At 53.4% G+C, this 19,072-nt stretch carries 18 protein-coding genes and 2 tRNA genes; 4 read left to right on the top strand and 16 right to left on the bottom strand.

Annotated elements, in window-relative coordinates; all coding sequences use genetic code 11:
* From infB to RDN66_RS03325, 4 genes are all read right to left on the bottom strand, one after another.
* Window positions 1–2,231: translation initiation factor IF-2 (gene infB / locus RDN66_RS03310; protein WP_308537550.1), on the bottom strand; the 2,231-nt coding region annotated here is incomplete at its 3' end.
* A gap of 24 nt (window positions 2,232–2,255) precedes the next feature.
* Complete coding sequence (nusA, locus tag RDN66_RS03315) at window positions 2,256–3,743, bottom strand: transcription termination factor NusA (RefSeq protein ID WP_202217112.1); 1,488 nt, start codon at window positions 3,741–3,743, stop codon at window positions 2,256–2,258.
* 28 nt (window positions 3,744–3,771) lie between these two features.
* A complete protein-coding gene (rimP, locus tag RDN66_RS03320) occupies window positions 3,772–4,224 on the bottom strand; it encodes a ribosome maturation factor RimP (protein WP_035891101.1) in 453 nt (150 codons plus the stop codon).
* 208 nt (window positions 4,225–4,432) lie between these two features.
* Window positions 4,433–4,509, bottom strand: a tRNA-Met gene (locus RDN66_RS03325).
* Window positions 4,510–4,843: 334 nt separating this feature from the next.
* Here RDN66_RS03325 and argG point away from each other — a divergent pair.
* Window positions 4,844–6,187, top strand: coding sequence for an argininosuccinate synthase (gene argG, locus RDN66_RS03330; protein WP_035891104.1), 1,344 nt, complete (start codon window positions 4,844–4,846; stop codon window positions 6,185–6,187).
* A 59-nt stretch (window positions 6,188–6,246) separates the two neighbouring features.
* On the opposite strand, the gene RDN66_RS03335 is transcribed toward argG, so the two are convergent.
* Entirely contained in the window at window positions 6,247–7,152 is a 906-nt protein-coding gene (locus RDN66_RS03335; protein ID WP_202217111.1) for an AraC family transcriptional regulator, read from the bottom strand.
* A 116-nt stretch (window positions 7,153–7,268) separates the two neighbouring features.
* Here RDN66_RS03335 and RDN66_RS03340 point away from each other — a divergent pair, with 116 nt between their 5' ends.
* Window positions 7,269–7,805: a carboxymuconolactone decarboxylase family protein gene (locus tag RDN66_RS03340; RefSeq protein ID WP_202217110.1), complete on the top strand. Its 537-nt coding sequence runs from the start codon at window positions 7,269–7,271 to the stop codon at window positions 7,803–7,805.
* Window positions 7,806–7,956: 151 nt separating this feature from the next.
* On the opposite strand, the gene RDN66_RS03345 is transcribed toward RDN66_RS03340, so the two are convergent.
* From RDN66_RS03345 to rlmE, 6 genes are all read right to left on the bottom strand, one after another.
* A tRNA-Leu gene (locus RDN66_RS03345) sits at window positions 7,957–8,043 on the bottom strand.
* Between the two features lie 13 nt (window positions 8,044–8,056).
* Window positions 8,057–8,389: a preprotein translocase subunit SecG gene (secG, locus tag RDN66_RS03350; RefSeq protein ID WP_035891109.1), complete on the bottom strand. Its 333-nt coding sequence runs from the start codon at window positions 8,387–8,389 to the stop codon at window positions 8,057–8,059.
* A gap of 225 nt (window positions 8,390–8,614) precedes the next feature.
* Window positions 8,615–9,952: a phosphoglucosamine mutase gene (glmM, locus tag RDN66_RS03355; RefSeq protein WP_035891112.1), complete on the bottom strand. Its 1,338-nt coding sequence runs from the start codon at window positions 9,950–9,952 to the stop codon at window positions 8,615–8,617.
* Entirely contained in the window at window positions 9,945–10,793 is an 849-nt protein-coding gene (gene folP, locus RDN66_RS03360) for a dihydropteroate synthase (protein ID WP_115073705.1), read from the bottom strand. Before folP ends, glmM begins: the two co-directional genes overlap by 8 nt.
* Before the next feature lie 95 nt (window positions 10,794–10,888).
* Complete coding sequence (gene ftsH, locus RDN66_RS03365; RefSeq protein WP_035891115.1) at window positions 10,889–12,820, bottom strand: ATP-dependent zinc metalloprotease FtsH; 1,932 nt, start codon at window positions 12,818–12,820, stop codon at window positions 10,889–10,891.
* Between the two features lie 103 nt (window positions 12,821–12,923).
* Window positions 12,924–13,550 (bottom strand): 23S rRNA (uridine(2552)-2'-O)-methyltransferase RlmE, encoded by a 627-nt coding sequence (gene rlmE / locus RDN66_RS03370; protein ID WP_035891117.1) that lies wholly within the window; start codon window positions 13,548–13,550, stop codon window positions 12,924–12,926.
* Window positions 13,551–13,676: 126 nt separating this feature from the next.
* Between rlmE and yhbY the strand changes: the two genes are divergently transcribed.
* Window positions 13,677–13,970, top strand: coding sequence for a ribosome assembly RNA-binding protein YhbY (gene yhbY, locus RDN66_RS03375; RefSeq protein WP_035891263.1), 294 nt, complete (start codon window positions 13,677–13,679; stop codon window positions 13,968–13,970).
* A gap of 153 nt (window positions 13,971–14,123) precedes the next feature.
* Here yhbY and greA read toward each other — a convergent pair whose 3' ends face one another.
* The gene (gene greA / locus RDN66_RS03380; protein ID WP_035891119.1) at window positions 14,124–14,600 is read right to left on the bottom strand and encodes a transcription elongation factor GreA; all 477 of its coding nucleotides are present in this window, start codon (window positions 14,598–14,600) and stop codon (window positions 14,124–14,126) included.
* Window positions 14,601–14,846: 246 nt separating this feature from the next.
* Between greA and dacB the strand changes: the two genes are divergently transcribed.
* Window positions 14,847–16,280, top strand: coding sequence for a serine-type D-Ala-D-Ala carboxypeptidase (gene dacB / locus RDN66_RS03385; protein WP_202217108.1), 1,434 nt, complete (start codon window positions 14,847–14,849; stop codon window positions 16,278–16,280).
* A 122-nt stretch (window positions 16,281–16,402) separates the two neighbouring features.
* Here the strand turns inward: dacB and cgtA are convergent, their stop codons facing one another.
* From cgtA to rplU, 4 genes are all read right to left on the bottom strand, one after another.
* A complete protein-coding gene (gene cgtA / locus RDN66_RS03390; protein ID WP_035891123.1) occupies window positions 16,403–17,578 on the bottom strand; it encodes an Obg family GTPase CgtA in 1,176 nt (391 codons plus the stop codon).
* A gap of 15 nt (window positions 17,579–17,593) precedes the next feature.
* Window positions 17,594–18,559, bottom strand: a complete 966-nt coding sequence (locus RDN66_RS03395) for a DMT family transporter (protein ID WP_035891126.1) — start codon at window positions 18,557–18,559, stop codon at window positions 17,594–17,596.
* A gap of 113 nt (window positions 18,560–18,672) precedes the next feature.
* Window positions 18,673–18,930 (bottom strand): 50S ribosomal protein L27, encoded by a 258-nt coding sequence (gene rpmA / locus RDN66_RS03400; RefSeq protein ID WP_035891128.1) that lies wholly within the window; start codon window positions 18,928–18,930, stop codon window positions 18,673–18,675.
* Between the two features lie 19 nt (window positions 18,931–18,949).
* The coding region (gene rplU, locus RDN66_RS03405; RefSeq protein WP_308537551.1) for a 50S ribosomal protein L21 at window positions 18,950–19,072 on the bottom strand (123 nt) is incomplete at its 5' end.

Here is a 19,072-nt window from a genome sequence, read left to right on the forward strand (position 1 = left end):
GCAGCCAGGGTCGCGTCGGTTTCGGTGATACCACCTACGCCAGAACCGATGATCTTCACTTTCACTTCGTCGGTAGACAGTTTCAGCAAGGAGTCGGAGATCGCTTCCACAGAACCCTGTACGTCGGCCTTCAGTACGATGTTCACTTCGTGAACTTCGCCTTCGGTCATGTTGGCGAACATGTTCTCGAGTTTAGATTTCTGCTGACGAGCCAGTTTAACTTCACGGAATTTACCCTGACGGTACAGAGCAACTTCACGCGCTTTCTTCTCGTCACGAACGACGGTCACTTCGTCACCGGCAGCCGGAACACCGGACAGACCCAGGATTTCCACTGGAATGGACGGACCCGCTTCCAGCACTTCCTGACCCAGTTCGTTACGCATCGCACGAACGCGACCGTATTCGAAGCCACACAGTACGATATCGCCCTTGTTCAGGGTACCTTCGCGAACCAGGACGGTAGCGACTGGGCCACGACCTTTATCCAGGAAGGATTCGATAACCGCGCCGCTCGCCATACCTTTACGAACCGCTTTCAGCTCCAGAACTTCAGCCTGCAGCAGGATAGCGTTCAGCAGGTCGTCGATACCGGTACCCGCTTTTGCAGATACAGGGATGAACTGCGATTCGCCGCCCCACTCTTCCGGCATAACGCCGTACTGAGACAGTTCGTTCTTAACGCGGTCCATATCGGCTTCTGGCTTATCGATTTTGTTCACAGCAACAACCAGAGGCACCTGCGCCGCTTTCGCGTGCTGGATTGCTTCGATGGTCTGCGGCATCACGCCGTCGTCTGCTGCAACAACCAGAACAACGATATCCGTTGCCTGAGCACCACGAGCACGCATGGAGGTAAACGCGGCGTGGCCTGGGGTATCCAGGAAGGTGATCATCCCGTTTTCAGTTTCAACGTGATAAGCACCGATGTGCTGAGTAATGCCGCCCGCTTCGCCAGAGGCCACTTTCGTAGAACGAATGTAGTCCAGCAGAGAGGTTTTACCGTGGTCAACGTGACCCATGATGGTCACAACTGGTGCGCGAGGTTCAGCCGCAGCACCGGTGTCACGGTCGCTCATTACCGCTTCTTCCAGCTCGTTTTCACGACGCAGGATAACTTTGTGGCCCATCTCTTCGGCAACCAGCTGTGCGGTTTCCTGGTCGATGATCTGGTTGATGGTGGCCATTGCGCCCAGCTTCATCATCGCTTTGATGACCTGAGAGCCTTTCACCGCCATCTTGTTAGCCAGTTCGCCAACGGTGATGGTTTCGCCAATCACAACGTCACGGTTAACGGCCTGAGCTGGCTTCTGGAAGCCCTGCTGCAGCGCGGAACCTTTACGCTGTTTGCCGCCTTTACCACCGCGAACCGCTGCACGCGCTTCTTCACGGTCAGCTTTAGATTCAGCGTGTTTGTTGCCTTTCTTCTGAGGACGCGCTGCTTTAGATGCAGTACGCGCACGGCCACGACCACCTTCAACTTCGCGGTCGTTTTCGTCTTCAGCCTGGCGAGCATGGGTAGAAGTCGTGACGTGATAATCGCTGGTATCTTCAACAGGTTCAGCGTTATTCACACCATTCTTCTCATTTTCTTCTGCCATACGGCGAGCTTCTTCCGCTACGCGGCGCGCTTCTTCTTCAAGCTTGCGGCGTGCTTCTTCTTCCGCTTTACGCTTCAGTTCGGCAGCTTCATTTTCACGGCGGGCTTTTTCGGCCTGGGCAGTTTTGGTCATATCGTCGGTCTGTTGATTGCTCACTTTGTCTTTTTCCGCAGCTTCACGTTTCGCTTTGTCAGCGGCTTCACGATTAGCTTTTTCTGCGGCCTCACGTTCAGCTTTTTGTTGCGCCTCGCGTTTAGCTGCTTCTTCAGCTTCACGACGGGCTTGCTCTTCCGCTTCACGCTGCGCCTGCTCTTCCGCGGCCAGGCGTTCAGCCTCTTGCGGATCGCGTTTCACAAAGGTGCGTGTCTTGCGGACTTCGATTTGTACCGATTTGCTTTTTCCACCGGTACCTGGAATGTTGAGAGTACTGCGCGTTTTGCGCTGCAAAGTCAACTTATCTGGGGCAGAACCATTTTCACGGTTCAGGTGCGCCAGTAAGGTTTGCTTCTCTTGCGCGGACACAGAATCATCAGCACCCTTCGGGATGCCCGCATCAGCAAATTGCTGTACCAGGCGATCCACGGAGGTCTGTATTTCTGCAGCCAGCGTTTTAACGGTTACATCTGTCATACTGTTCCTTCCTGCTACAGTTTATTACGCTTCATCACCGAACCAGCAGATATTACGGGCAGCCATAATCAGCTCACCGGCTTTTTCGTCGGTTAAGCCTTCAATATCCACCAGATCATCAATACCTTGTTCGGCGAGATCTTCCAGCGTACAAACACCACGGGCAGCCAGTTTGAAGGCCATCTCACGATCCAATCCTTCCAGATTCAGCAGATCGTCAGCCGGTTTATTATCACCGAGGCTTTCTTCCTGGGCCAGTGCCAGAGTGGTCAGTGCGTTTTTAGCACGCTCGCGCAGTGCTTCAACGGTGTCTTCATCCAGGCCATCAATAGCCAGCAGCTCTTTCATTGGCACATAGGCCAGTTCTTCCAGCGTGGAGAAGCCTTCTTCAACCAGCACGGTAGCGAAATCTTCATCAATATCGAGATATTTAGTGAAGGTATCGATAGCCGCGTGTGCTTCAGCCTGGTGCTTCGCCTGCAGGTCATCAACGGTCATAACGTTGAGTTCCCAGCCGCTCAGTTGAGAAGCCAGACGGACGTTCTGACCGTTACGGCCAATCGCCTGCGCCAGGTTGCCCGCTTCAACCGCGATATCCATGGTGTGCTTGTCTTCGTCAACCACAATAGATGCCACGTCAGCCGGAGCCATCGCGTTGATCACGAACTGCGCTGGGTTGTCGTCCCACAGCACGATATCGATACGTTCGCCGCCCAGCTCGGTAGAGACCGCTTGAACGCGCGCGCCGCGCATACCAACGCAAGCACCGACTGGGTCGATACGTTTGTCGTTGGTCTTAACAGCGATTTTGGCACGAGAACCCGGATCGCGAGCAGCAGCTTTGATTTCGATAACTTCTTCACCGATTTCTGGCACTTCAATGCGGAACAGTTCGATCAGCATTTCTGGCTTAGAACGGGTGACGAAGAGCTGCGCACCGCGCGCTTCCGGACGTACGGAGTACAGAACACCGCGGATACGGTCGCCTGGGCGGAAGTTTTCACGCGGCAGCATGTCTTCACGCAGGATAACCGCTTCAGCGTTGTTACCAAGATCCAGAGAGATGTTGTCGCGGTTAACTTTCTTAACCACGCCGGTGATGATCTCACCTTCATGCTCACGGAACTGGTCAACAACCATTGCGCGTTCAGCTTCACGTACTTTCTGTACGATAACCTGTTTTGCAGTTTGGGTCGTGATACGGTCGAAGGTAACAGATTCGATCTGGTCTTCAACGTATTCGCCCACGTTCAGGCTTTCGTCTTCGAAGCGTGCCGCTTCAAGAGTGATTTCTTTAGTCGGCTGGGTCACTTCTTCGACAATAACCCAACGACGGAAGGTGTCGAAATCACCGCTACGACGGTCAATTTCAACGCGAACGTCGATTTCTTGTTCGTATTTTTTCTTCGTTGCTGTAGCCAGCGCACTTTCCAGCGCTTCAAAAATTTTCTCGCGTGGCAGTGATTTTTCGTTGGAAACGGCTTCAACAACGGCCAAAATTTCTTTGTTCATCGCGGGCTTTTCACCTCAATCCAGACTGTTAAAAGTGGGGAACCAGGTTCGCCTTCTGGATGTTACTCAGCGCGAACACTTCATCTTTACCGTCGACTGTCACGGTGATCATCTCACCGTCTACCGCTTTAATAATGCCCTGCCACTTACGACGGTTCTGAACCGCCATACGCAGGACCAGCGTAACCTCTTCACCCATGAAACGCACATAGTGTTCAGCAGTGAACATAGGACGGTCGAGGCCCGGAGAGGAAACTTCCAGGTTGTAAGCCACAGTAATAGGATCTTCAACGTCCATCACCGCACTTACCTGGTGGCTCACATCAGCACAATCATCAACATTAATGCCATCTTCACTATCAATATAGATGCGCAGTGTTGATGTGCGACCACGAATAAATTCGATGCCGACCAGTTCGTAGCCTAGGGCTTCAACCGGCGCTGTAATCATCTCTGTTAATTTTTGCTCTAATGTGGACAAACCCACCCCCAAGACATAAAAAAAGGGCCTAAAGCCCAGTTATTCTGTAGTCAGATAACAAAAAACCCCGATAAATCGGGGCTTTAGATAACTGAACCCTATAGCCGCAACTGCGGCCTGGAGAACCTTCCGAAAGAATTTTTTTTCAAATCCAGCTACGAAGGCCTAAGTCTTCACAGTATATTTGAAAATGAACTCTAAGGGAAAGTGGTTGCGGGGGCCGGATTTGAACCGACGACCTTCGGGTTATGAGCCCGACGAGCTACCAGGCTGCTCCACCCCGCGCCTGAAACGTGGCAAATTTTACTCGTTTTGAGTAAAAAGTGCAAATAATGCTGGGATTTGGTACCGAGGACGGGACGTAAAATCGGCCTTTAGTATAGTGATCCCGCTCACAGCTTGTCAACCTCACATTCTATGCAGAAGAAATGCGTAAGCCGTCGCGGTATGGTATTACCGGCGATCATCACTGACGGCGCGGATTTTTTGAATAAAAATGCATGAATCCCTTCCGATGCCAGTCAAAACATGATTAAATGAAAACTCATTTATTTTGCATAAAAATTCACTGACAGCGAAAGCGATTTCTCCTTCAGTCAATCAAGCAGGGTTTTACTTTATGACGACGATTCTCAAGCATCTTCCAGCAGGTCAACGTATTGGTATCGCCTTCTCTGGCGGTCTTGACACCAGCGCAGCGCTGCTGTGGATGCGACAAAAAGGCGCTGTCCCTTATGCATATACTGCAAACCTGGGCCAGCCTGACGAAGAAGATTATGATGCGATCCCTCGTCGTGCTATGGAATATGGCGCAGAGAACGCTCGCCTGATCGACTGCCGCAAACAACTGGTTGCTGAAGGTATCGCCGCGATTCAGTGTGGTGCCTTCCACAACACTACCGGTGGCCTGACCTACTTTAACACCACCCCGCTGGGCCGCGCCGTAACCGGTACTATGCTGGTTGCCGCCATGAAAGAAGATGGCGTGAACATCTGGGGCGACGGCAGCACCTATAAAGGTAACGATATTGAACGTTTCTATCGTTACGGCCTGCTGACCAACGCTGAACTGCAAATTTACAAACCGTGGCTCGATACCGACTTTATCGACGAGCTCGGCGGCCGTCATGAAATGTCTGAATTCATGATAGCCTGCGGCTTCGACTACAAAATGTCCGTCGAAAAAGCCTACTCCACCGACTCCAACATGCTGGGCGCAACGCACGAGGCAAAAGACCTTGAGTTCCTGAACTCCAGCGTGAAGATCGTTAACCCAATCATGGGCGTGAAGTTCTGGGACGAAAACGTGAAGATCCCAGCGGAAGAAGTCACCGTGCGCTTTGAGCAGGGACATCCGGTCGCGCTGAACGGTAAAACCTTCAGCGACGACGTTGAGATGATGCTGGAAGCGAACCGCATCGGCGGCCGTCATGGTCTGGGCATGAGCGACCAGATTGAAAACCGTATTATCGAAGCGAAGAGCCGTGGCATCTACGAAGCCCCGGGGATGGCGCTGCTGCACATTGCCTACGAGCGTCTGCTGACCGGTATCCACAACGAAGATACCATCGAGCAGTATCACTCTCATGGCCGTCAGTTGGGCAAACTGCTGTACCAGGGCCGCTGGTTCGATTCCCAGGCGCTGATGCTGCGTGACGGCCTGCAGCGTTGGGTCGCCAGTCAAATAACCGGTGAAGTGACGCTGGAACTGCGTCGCGGCAATGACTACTCCATCCTGAATACCGTGTCTGACAATCTGACCTATAAGGCTGAGCGTCTGACCATGGAGAAAGGTGAGTCCGTGTTCTCGCCAGACGATCGTATTGGTCAGCTGACCATGCGTAACCTCGACATCACCGATACCCGTGAGAAGCTGTTCGGGTACGCGAAAGCGGGTCTGCTGACCGCCTCTTCCGCAACCGGCCTGCCGCAGGTCGAGAACCTGGAAAACAAAGGCAAATAAGCCTGCGTTGAGAATGTAAAAGGCCGCTTATGCGGCCTTTTTTACGTCTGGGGATTGGTCTACCGGCGCCGCCATTCTCCCGGGGTCAGGCCATAGTGCTTTTTGAAAGTCTTTGAGAATGATGCCAGCGACTGAAATCCACAGCGCTCGGCAATCACGTCGAGCCGGGCCTGTCTGTCCTGATGCAGCAATCTCGCCGCCATCGCCATGCGCAGTTGCGTCAGCCAGGCCTGGGGCGTCAGGTGATAAGCTCGGGCAAAGTGGCGGGCAAAAGTCGCGCGCGATAAAAAGGCGCGCGCTGCCATGCTTTCCATAGTCCAGGGCTGTTCCGGCGAGGCAAGAACGGCAAGCACCGCGGGCATCAGCCGTTCATCCCCCATCAGGCGCAACAATCCCCCCGGAGGCTCCTCTGCACCCAGCAGCGTACGGAGAAGCAGCACCAACAGCGTATCACCCAGGCTTCGGACAATGGCGCTGCCACCGGGATGCTCGGCCAGACTCTCGCGCACCAATACGTTGAGCAGAATCTCCAGCTCTGGGCAATCTTCCCGCTCAGCGGTGTGCAGATGAATAAGCTCCGTCTCCTCGGCGAAAAGCCAGCTAACGTGCGGGCCAAAATAAAACTCACCGCACAGCATCTCCAGCGCATCACTTTCACTGCCGGTGCGCATTTCGGTCAGCGTGCCGTTAAAGCGATGAGCAACAGGCAGCACTTGTCCCCACTCAACCAGACTCTCCATCAGATGCGGCGAACCGTGCGGCAACAAAATGACATCTCCCGCGCGCATATGCCGGGTTTGGCTCCCCACGGTGAGGCGCCCTTCCCCCCGCAACACAAAATGCCAGGGCACAATGCCGGAACGCATCTGCTCGTGCCCTGCCTGCCAGCGTCCGCCAAAACGGCAGTGCAGATTCACTTCGCAGCGCGGGGCTAACAGCGTCAAGAGATGGCTAAGACTGTCCATATCACTCCTGAGACGATAAGACAAAAAGATGAGACGAAGAGCGCCAGTCTAGCACGGTCCTTGCGACTAAGATGACGTCATTGCCACAACAAACCCTCTAGTAACAGGAGTATGACATGAGCCGTTTAGCTGAAATCCGTGAACAAGACGTAACAGGGAAAGCCGCAGAGATTTTTGGCGGTATCAAAAAGGCGATGGGTAAAGTGCCGAATACCTATCTGACCATTGGCGGGCATTCACCTGAATCACTGCAACAGGCGCTGGCGCATAATACGATGCTGCACAAAGGCAGCCTGAATGCGAAAGAACTGGAGACTATCAACCTTGCCGTCAGCGAAGCCACCGGGTGTGATTACTGCCTGGCCGCACACAGCATGATGGCGAAAAAGGCCGGCTTCAGCAGCGAGCAGATTCGTGAACTACGCCGCGGGCAGTATGCTGAAGATGCGCATCTCGACGCGTTGGCAAAATTTGCGCAGACGCTGGTGACCACCACGGGTACGTTGCCGGAAGCTGATGTAACAGCGCTGCGTGACGCCGGATTCAGCGACCGTCAGGTGATTGAAGCAATCAGCGCCATCAGCGCCATTCTGTTCACCAACATGGTGAACCGCGTGAACGACACTGTTATCGATTTCCCTAAGGCTGACTAACCCAGTCCTAAAGGACTGATAAGCGTAGCACCATCAGACAAGGCAACGCAGAAAGCCGAATGGCGGCGTTGCCTTATTCGATCTACGAATCCACGCTGGTTTTATACAGACGAAAAAAAAGACGCTTTTCAGCGTCTTTCTTTCGGAATATTGGTACCGAGGATGGGACTCGAACCCACAAGCCCGTTAGGGCACTACCACCTCAAGGTAGCGTGTCTACCAATTCCACCACCTCGGTACAGATACTGCTATTAGTGCGGGATATCGCTGGTCGGCTGGGCCGGTGCCGCTGGCTGAGTCGTTTGCTCAGTCTTAGGCGCAGTCAGATTTTCCCACTCGCTTCCTTTATTGATCTTGTTACTGTTGATGTTGCCCAGTACCAGACTGATAATGAAGAACAGCGTCGCAAACACGGCGGTCATACGGGTCATGAAGTTACCAGAACCACTAGAACCAAACAGTGTAGCGGAAGCGCCTGCTCCAAAGGAGGCTCCCATATCAGCGCCTTTACCTTGCTGCAGCATAACGAGGACCACAAGGCCAATCGCTACAATAAGGAAAACAACTAAAAGAGCTTCGTACATAATCAACCTGTTCCTTGCGGGGACACCGCGTACCAAGTGCTTCAACCAATAAAGCGGGATGTTTATGTTTCCCACTGAAGCGGGTGTGAATACTAACCAAAGCGAATGACCTTCGCAAGGGCAATTTTGACACATTGTATCAACTGCGGAAAAAAACAGCAAAACAACGTGTAATCAACAATAAAAAGGCGGCAAGCGCCGCCTTTTGAGTGACTTAGATAACTATTATACCGCTTTTACTGCATCGGCAATACGGTGGGCAAACGCGGTCACCTGCGCTTCTTCTTCACCTTCAACCATGACGCGAATCAGCGGCTCGGTGCCGGATTTGCGCAGTAAAACACGACCACGGTTACCCAACGCCGCTTCCACTTCTGCAGCCGCCGCTTTAACCGCATCATTTTCCAGCGGGTTAGATTTTCCATCGGTATAGCGCACGTTGACCAGCACCTGCGGGAACATCTTCATGCCGCTGCACAGATCGTGCAGGCTCATGTGGTTACGCACCATCGCCGCAACCACCTGCAGGCCAGCAACAATACCGTCGCCCGTGGTAGTTTTGTCCAGCAGGATTACGTGACCGGAGTTTTCCGCCCCGATACGCCAGCCTTTCTCCTGCATTTTTTCCAGCACGTAGCGGTCGCCCACTTTCGCGCGGGTAAACGGAATACCCAGCTGCTTCAGCGCCACTTCCAGACCCATATTGCTCATCAGCGTGCCCACGGCACCCCCGCGCAGTTGCCCCTGACGCAGCGCTTCGCGAGCAATGATGTACATGATCTGATCGCCATCGACCTTGTTACCTTCGTGGTCAACCATAATGACGCGGTCGCCGTCACCGTCCAGCGCGATACCGACATCGGCTTTTTCCGCCAGCACGCGCGCCTGCAGCGCACGCACATCGGTTGCCCCAACTTCTTCGTTGATGTTCACACCGTTCGGTTCGCAGCCAATAGCAATAACGGTCGCGCCCAGCTCGCGCAGCACGTTCGGCGCGATATGATAGGTTGCGCCGTTGGCACAATCGACCACGACTTTTAAACCGTTCAGGCTAAGATCGTTAGGGAATGTCCCTTTGCAGAACTCAATATAACGGCCAGCGGCGTCAACGATACGGCTCGCCTTACCCAGCTCAGCAGAGTCCACGCAGGTGATCTCTTTTTCCATTTCGGCTTCAATCGCCTCTTCAACTTCATCCGGCAGTTTGGTGCCATTAATGGAGAAGAATTTGATGCCATTGTCATAGAATGGGTTATGTGATGCCGAGATAACGATACCCGCTTCTGCGCGGAAGGTGCGGGTCAGATAAGCAACCGCAGGCGTTGGCATCGGACCGGTGAAGGAGGCAGAGAGCCCCGCAGCCGCCAGACCGGCTTCCAGCGCTGACTCCAGCATATAACCGGAGATACGGGTATCTTTACCAATGATGATCTTACGTGAGCCGTGACTTGCCAGCACCTTACCCGCCGCCCAACCGAGCTTCAGCACAAAATCAGGGGTAATTGGCGCATCACCTACGCGACCGCGAATCCCATCGGTACCAAAATACTTGCGATTACTCATAACGTTTTTTTCCCTTCGCAGACAGCGTGGCTTCAACCACACGCATCGCCTCAACAGTTTCTTTGACATCGTGGACGCGAACGATATGCGCGCCCTGCATAGCTGCAATCACCGCACACGCCAGGCTGCCGCTGAGGCGTTCTGATGGCCCCACGTTCAGCAGTTGGCCAATCATCGATTTCCGCGACATGCCGACAAACAGTGGCAAACCGAAGTGGTGGAATTCTGACAGGCGAGCGAGTAATGCGTAATTATGGGAGAGATTTTTACCGAAACCGAACCCCGGGTCGAGCAACAATTTATCTTTTGCGATCCCAGCACGTTCACAGCGCGCGATCTGCTCCGCAAAATACTGATTCACCTCGGCAAAAACATCGTCGTATTTCGGCGCTTCCTGCATGGTTTTTGGATTACCCTGCATATGCATCAACGACACCGGCAGCCCGGTTTCCGCCGCCGCTTCCAACGCACCCGGCTCGCTCAGTGAGCGAATATCATTGATGATATGTGCCCCGACGCGGGCGGATTCACGAATAACCTCAGGTTTTGAGGTATCGACAGAAATCCATACTTCAAAGCGCTGAGCAATCGCCTCCACCACCGGGATAACGCGTTCCAGCTCTTCTTCAACGCTGACATCCAGCGCGCCAGGACGCGTGGACTCTCCACCCACATCAATAATCGTCGCGCCGGCGTTAATCATCAGGTTCGCATGTTTCACCGCCTCAACCAACGTATTGTGCGTGCCGCCGTCAGAGAACGAGTCCGGCGTTACGTTGAGGATCCCCATCACGTGCGGATGGGAAAGATCCAGGATGGAGCCCTGGGCGGTGAGTTTCATAGCGATTCCTTCTTATTTGTTATTTGTGGCACAAAAAAACCCTGGAGCAAGCCCCAGGGTTTCAGGTGAAGCACAGTCATCAACGATGGGATAACTTATTTGTCGCCCAGCTGCTCTGACATGGTGCCAGAGTCCGGAGCGCGCGGTTCATCAACCGGACGCGGCGCACTTGGTTTACCCGTGTTGCCAGAGTTGTTGGATGAACCCGGTTCTTCCCAGCCTGCTGGCGGACGCACGTCGCGGCGAGCCATCAGGTCGTCAATCTGCGGTGCATCGATGGTCTCATATTTCATGAGCGCATCTTTCATTGCATGCAGAATATCCATGTTGTCGTTCAGGAGCTGGCGAGCACGAGCGTAGTTACGTTCGATAAGCGCTTTCACTTCCTGGTCGATGATACGCGCGGTTTCATCGGACATGTGTTTCGCTTTGGCGACAGAGCGGCCCAGGAATACTTCGCCCTCTTCTTCCGCGTACAGCAGCGGACCGAGTTTGTCAGAGAAGCCCCACTGGGTGACCATGTTACGCGCCAGGTTCGTCGCGACTTTAATGTCGTTCGATGCACCGGTAGAAACATGTTCTACGCCATAAATAATTTCTTCTGCCAGACGGCCGCCGTACAGGGTGGAGATCTGACTTTCCAGTTTCTGACGGCTGGCGCTAATCGCGTCGCCTTCAGGCAGGAAGAAGGTCACACCCAGCGCACGACCGCGTGGGATAATCGTCACTTTGTGCACCGGATCGTGTTCCGGTACCAGGCGACCGATAATCGCGTGGCCTGCTTCGTGGTAAGCGGTGGATTCTTTCTGCGCTTCCGTCATCACCATGGAGCGACGTTCCGCACCCATCATGATTTTGTCTTTCGCTTTTTCGAACTCAACCATCGATACCACGCGCTTGTTGCCACGAGCTGCAAACAGCGCGGCTTCGTTCACTAAGTTCGCCAGGTCTGCACCGGAGAAACCAGGAGTACCACGAGCAATGATTGCCGCATCGATATCTGGTGCCAGCGGCACGCGACGCATATGCACTTTCAGAATCTGTTCACGACCACGAACGTCTGGCAGACCAACCACAACCTGACGGTCGAAACGGCCTGGACGCAGCAGCGCTGGGTCAAGTACGTCTGGACGGTTAGTTGCCGCGATAACGATGATACCTTCGTTACCTTCGAAGCCATCCATCTCAACCAGCATCTGGTTCAGCGTTTGCTCACGTTCATCGTGACCACCGCCCAGACCTGCGCCACGCTGGCGGCCTACGGCGTCGATTTCATCGATGAAGATGATGCATGGTGCCGCTTTCTTAGCCTGTTCGAACATGTCACGCACACGAGATGCACCAACACCGACGAACATTTCTACGAAATCAGAACCGGAAATGGTGAAGAACGGAACTTTCGCTTCGCCAGCAATCGCTTTTGCCAGCAACGTTTTACCGGTACCCGGAGGGCCAACCATCAGCACACCTTTCGGGATTTTACCGCCCAGCTTCTGGAAACGGCTCGGTTCACGCAGGTACTCAACCAGCTCACCCACCTCTTCTTTCGCTTCGTCGCAGCCTGCAACGTCGGCAAAGGTGGTTTTGATCTGGTCTTCCGTCAGCATACGCGCCTTGCTCTTACCGAACGACATGGCACCTTTGCCACCACCGCCCTGCATTTGGCGCATGAAGAAGATCCAGACGCCGATCAGCAGCAGCATCGGGAACCAGGAAATGAAGATAGAAGCCAGCAGGCTTGGTTCTTCAGGCGGCTCACCAACCACTTTGACGTTTTTCGTCAGCAGGTTATCAAGCAGCTTCGGATCGTTAACCGGAATGTAAGTCGTGTAACGGTTACTATCTTTCTTGGTAACGTTGATCTCACGTCCGTTGATACGCGCTTCGCGAACCTGGTCGTTATTGACCTCTTGCAGGAAGGTAGAATAGTCCACCTTATGGCTGTTCGATTCGCTGGGCCCAAAGCTCTGGAATACTGACATCAGCACGACGGCAATGACCAGCCAGAGTATTAGGTTTTTCGCCATGTCACTCAAGGGATTAACCTCATATTACAACTGTGTTAAAAACAGCGTCAGGATACTCTATATCCAGCTTCTTTCAAACTTTCGTTTGAAAAACCACCGTCTATCATTTTCGCCCGGTCGCTACAATGTAAACTTCACGTGAACGCGCACGCGAAGAGTCCGGCTTACGAACTTTAACCTTCGTAAACAGGGAGCGAATTTCCCTTAGGTACTCATCGAAGCCTTCGCCCTGGAACACTTTCACTACAAAATTTCCGCCCGGCGCTAACACATCACGAGCCATTTCAAGCGCCAGTTCCACCAGATACATGGCCCGGGGGATGTCAACCGCCGGCGTTCCGCTCATGTTTGGTGCCATATCTGACATGACAACTTGTACTTTACTGTCACCCACGCGTTCCAGTAATGCCTTCATCACGAGTTCATCACGAAAATCGCCCTGAAGGAAGTCCACACCAACGATTGGATCCATAGGTAAAAGATCGCAAGCGATAATGCGGCCTTTGCCGCCAATCTGCGTGACCACGTACTGTGACCAGCCTCCTGGAGCAGCACCGAGGTCGACTACCGTCATCCCCGGTTTAAAAAGTTTGTCACTTTGCTGTATTTCATCAAGTTTAAACCAGGCACGGGAACGTAACCCCTTTTTCTGTGCCTCTTGAACATATTTATCGCTAAAGTGTTCCTGAAGCCAGCGGCTTGAACTGGCAGAACGCTTTTTACCTGTCATTTAACATTCCCATCGGGGCAGTTCATCGTAGCCTTTCGGCGTAAATTTCTACGCACTGTTTGGCGATATATGGGAGATGGCGGTAGAATGACCCGTTTTCAATCCCAACGTAAGCAAAAATATACGATGAATCTGAGTACTAAACAAAAACAGCACCTAAAAGGTCTCGCACATCCGCTCAAGCCTGTAGTTATGCTTGGCAACAATGGTTTGACCGAAGGGGTACTGGCCGAGATTGAACAAGCGTTAGAGCACCATGAACTTATCAAGGTGAAAGTCGCCTCGGAAGACAGAGAGACCAAAACTTTGATTGTGGACGCTATCGTTCGCGAAACCGGCGCCTGTAATGTACAGGTCATCGGTAAGATGCTGGTGCTTTATCGCCCTGGTAAAGAACGTAAAATCTCGCTGCCACGTTAAGAATATCCTAATTTCTGACACAACATTGTGTTAAATGAGGGATTTTCTATACAAGGGCTAGCAACATGCCACGCTCTTATGCTTGATAAAAGGCCGCTATGCGGCCTTTTTCTTATCTTTACACTTGTTCAACAATTCAGTGTTGAACAAATCTTACAGATAATCCACGTGGATGATTTCGAATTCAACTTCACCACCCGGGGTGCGGATAGTGACCACGTCATCCTGCTCTTTGCCAATCAACCCACGGGCAATTGGTGAGTTAACGGAGATCAGGTTCTGTTTGAAATCAGCTTCGTCGTCGCCCACGATGCGGTAAGTCTGCTCTTCGTCGTTATCCAGGTTCAACACCTTCACGGTAGCACCAAAAATCACACGACCATTGTTTGGGATCTTGGTGATGTCGATAACCTGCGCGTTAGACAGCTTCGCTTCGATATCTTTGATACGTCCTTCACAGAAGCCCTGCTGCTCACGGGCAGCATGGTACTCCGCGTTCTCTTTCAAATCGCCGTGCTCGCGCGCTTCGGCGATGGACGCAATGATTTCTGGGCGGCGTACGGACTTCAGAAAGTCCAGTTCTTCACGCAGTTTTTCTGCACCACGAAGGGTCATCGGAATAGCTTGCATTGTTATACCTCTTAAACATTCCTGTTGGGAGCGGTTCGCCCCGCTCCGGCTGCTAAGCCCGCCTGAGTCGCTATCAACACCAGGCCAGAAGCAAAAGAAAACCGACCCGGGTACGAAGCCCCAGGTCAGCAGCAATTTTTAATTTGATACGCATTTTACCCCGAAGTTCACTACGGGTCATCGTTTACTTTACAGGGCGTTGCGCCGTAGTATGACGGCTTGTTTCCAGGTTGTTAGCGCGAGATTATGCGATTTTCCAGATTTATCATCGGATTGACTACCAGTATAGCGTTTAGCGTTCAGGCCGCGAATGTTGATGAATATATCAATCAGCTGCCCGACGGGGCCAACCTCGCGCTTCTGGTACAGAAAGTGGGCGCCCCCGCGCCGCTGATTGATTATCACGGCCAGCAGATGGCGCTGCCAGCCAGTACCCAAAAGGTACTTACCGCGCTGGCAGCCCTGCTCCAGCTTGGCCCGGATTTCCGCTTTACCACCACGCTTGAAAGTAAAGGCAGCGTGGATAACGGCACTCTTAAAGGCGACCTTATTGCGCGATTTGGTGGCGATCCTACGCTAAAACGCCAGGATATTCGCAATATGGTCGCGACGTTGAAAAAGGCTGGCGTACAGAATATTGATGGCAACGTCATGATCGATACGTCCATTTTCGCCAGCCACGATAAAGCGCCAGGCTGGCCATGGAACGATTTGACGCAGTGTTTCAGCGCACCGCCTGCTGCCGCGATTATCGACCGCAACTGCTTCTCTATTTCACTTTATAGCGCCCAGAAGGCTAACGATCTGGCGTTCATCCGCATTGCCTCTTACTACCCGGTGACGATGTTCAGCCAAGTGCGTACGCTGGCAAAAGGCTCGCCGGAAGCCCAATACTGCGAGCTGGATGTGGTGCCTGGCGACCTGAACCGCTACACGCTCACCGGCTGTCTGCCACAGCGTGCAGACCCTCTGCCGCTGGCGTTTGCCATTCAGGATGGCGCAAGCTATGCCGGGGCGATTATCAAAGATGAGCTCAAGCAGGCCGGGATCACCTACACCGGTACGCTGCTGCGCCAGACGCAGGTGAATGAGCCCGGCACCGTGATCGCGAGCAAGCAGTCGGCACCGCTGCACGATTTACTGAAGATCATGCTGAAAAAATCGGACAACATGATCGCCGACACCGTGTTTCGTATGATTGGCCATTCGCGCTTTGGCGTGCCTGGTACCTGGCGAGCGGGCTCAGATGCGGTTCGCCAGATCCTGCGTCAGCAGGCAGGCGTAGATTTGGGTAATACGATCATTGCCGACGGCTCCGGCCTATCGCGACATAACCTGATCGCGCCAGCCACCATGATGCAGGCGCTGCAGTATATTGCCCAGCACGATAGCGAGCTGGACTTCATCTCCATGCTGCCGCTTGCCGGCCACGACGGTTCGTTACAGTACCGTGCGGGCCTGCATCAGGCGGGCGTAGATGGTAAGGTTTCGGCGAAGACCGGTTCACTGCAGGGTGTATACAACCTGGCGGGCTTTATCACCACCGCCAGCGGGCAGCGTATGGCGTTTGTGCAGTATCTGTCAGGGTACGCCGTGCCGCCTGCGGATCAGCGTAATCGACGAATTCCGCTGGTACGCTTTGAGAGCCGGTTGTACAAGGATATTTATCAGAACAACTGATAAAAAAGGGCCGCAGACGCGGCCCTTTTTATTTGATATTTGTAGCCCGGACGAGGTGTGATAACACCGACTCCGGGGATCCCGGCGTCACTTCGTTCGGCCGGGCTACAGAGGACGTTGAATTAACGTTTGTAGATGAACTCAACGCCTTCTTCGTCGTCTTCATCCCAGTCGTCATCCCACTCTTCGTCTTCCGCTTCTGCGGCGACTTCATCGAGCTGCTGGCGATGGTAGTCATCCCACATGAACTCGACTTTCTCTGGCTGGGCAGCTTCTTCAGCCTGAGCAATTGGGTTCTCGATGATGAAGTTCATCACGTCCCAGCACAGGTCTTTCACGCCAACCTGGCTTGCTGCGGAGATCAGGTAGTACTTATCTTCCCAACCCATCGCTTCGGCAATCGCTTTGGCTTTCGCTTCAGCTTCCGCTTTATCCATGGTGTCGATCTTGTTAAACAGCAGCCAGCGTGGCTTATTCGCCAGCTTCTCGCTGTATTTCTCAAGTTCACCAATGATGATTTTGGCGTTTTCAGCCGGATCGGAACCGTCGATTGGATCGATATCGATGATGTGCAGCAGCACGCGGCAGCGCTCAAGGTGCTTCAGGAAGCGGATACCGAGGCCAGCGCCTTCAGATGCGCCTTCAATCAGACCCGGGATGTCGGCGACCACGAAGCTCTTCTCGTTATCGACACGCACAACGCCAAGGCTTGGTACCAGGGTGGTAAACGGATAGTCAGCCACTTTTGGCTTCGCCGCAGACACCGCGCGGATAAAGGTGGATTTGCCGGCGTTCGGCATACCCAGCATACCCACGTCCGCCAGCAGCATCAGTTCGAGCTGAAGGTCACGTTTATCGCCCGGCGTACCCATGGTCTTTTGACGCGGCGTACGGTTCACGGAAGATTTGAAACGGGTGTTGCCCAGACCGTGCCAGCCGCCTTTAGCGACCATCAGACGTTGACCGTGTTTGGTCATATCGCCCATGGTTTCGCCAGTGCCCTGATCGATAACGCGGGTACCCACCGGCACCTTGATGGTGACGTCTTTACCACGTTTACCGGTACAGTCACGGCTCGCACCGTTCTGGCCACGTTCAGCGCGGAAAGATTTTTCGAAACGGTAATCAATCAGGGTGTTCAGGTTCTCGTCGGCTTCCATCCAGACGTCACCGCCGTCACCGCCGTCACCGCCGTCAGGACCACCACGAGGAATATATTTTTCACGGCGGAAGCTTACGCAACCATTACCGCCATCACCTGCTACGACCAGGATCGTTGCTTCATCAACAAACTTCATTTTACTCTCCGTAAATCATTCGCCTGCGCGGGGTAACGGAACAACCGCTTCACGCTTACGCCACCGCCCCCATAGACGATGACCAATGGCGGAATACATCGCGCCCGCAACCACGACAAACGCACCGAGGTAACCAATAAGGTTCAACATCGGTCTGGCGAAGAAATCGGGCCAGGCCATTGATAATAAATCTGAAAATAACAGGGTAAACAGAGGAGTCAGCGTGATTAACGCGCTCACCTGTGCCGCCTGCCAGCGCGCCATCGCTTCCGCGAGCGCCCCATAACCGACCAGTGTGTTCAGACCACAGAAGATCAGACAGGCTAGCTGCCAGTCGCTCAGCAGCCCAATAACCTCAGGCTTTGCTAACGGCAGCAGTGCAATTGTACATAAAGTGTACAATAAAAAGAGGATCTGCTGTGATGCCAGGCGTCGCAATAACACCTTTTGCGCGACACCGTAACTCACCCAGACCATCGCCGCGCTAACCCCAAAAATCACACCCCAGGTGTAATCGGTCAGGCGGGTAAAAATTTCAATCAGGCTGGTATTAAAGAACATGACCAGCCCGCAGATAAGCATGAGTGCGCCCACTACCTGCGTACCGCGCATCTTCTCCTTGAGGATAAAGACGCTGGCAACCATCATCCCAACGGGCGAGAGTTGGCCGATAACCTGGGACGCCGTAGGGCTTACGTACTGCAGCGATGAGCTAAACAGCACGAAGTTACCAAACAGCCCGCCGGTTGCGATAAGCAGCAGAACTAGCCAGCGCGGGTTGCGAAACAGCCGCAAAGAGGGCAGCTTGCGCTTCCAGGACAAAATGAGGCCAAGGCCACAGCTTGCCATCAAAAAGCGGTAGAAGACGATGGTGGGCGGTTCCATGACTTCCAGAACCTGTTTCATGGCAATTGGCAGTGCCCCCCAGCAAATCGCTGTGGTAAGCGCCAACATGATACCAATGCCCGCCTGCTGCTTCATTCCGGATTCCCTGCCCTGAAACGGTGGTACAACCCATCATTTTCCTGGCGTCGAATGTAAAAAGCCCCGCAACACGTTGCGGGGCTTTCATCCGTTACCGGGACGCGAAAAACTTATTCAGCAACGATGCTGATATAACGACGGTTTTTCGGGCCTTTCACTTCGAATTTCACTTTACCGTCTGCTTTAGCAAACAGAGTGTGGTCTTTGCCGCAGCCTACGTTAGAACCAGCGTGGAACTGAGTACCACGTTGACGAACGATGATGCTACCAGCCAGAACGGATTCGCCGCCGAAGCGTTTTACGCCCAGACGTTTAGCTTCTGAGTCGCGACCATTACGAGTCGAGCCACCAGCCTTTTTATGTGCCATTTAATCTGCTCCCCTTAACTTAAGCGCTGATGCCAGTAATTTTCACATCAGTGAACCACTGACGATGGCCCTGCTGCTTACGATAGTGTTTACGACGACGAAACTTAACGATTTTAACTTTCTCGCCACGACCGTGAGCAAC

The organism is uncultured Kluyvera sp. (genome assembly GCF_902485085.1).
Classification (GTDB): domain Bacteria; phylum Pseudomonadota; class Gammaproteobacteria; order Enterobacterales; family Enterobacteriaceae; genus Kluyvera; species Kluyvera ascorbata.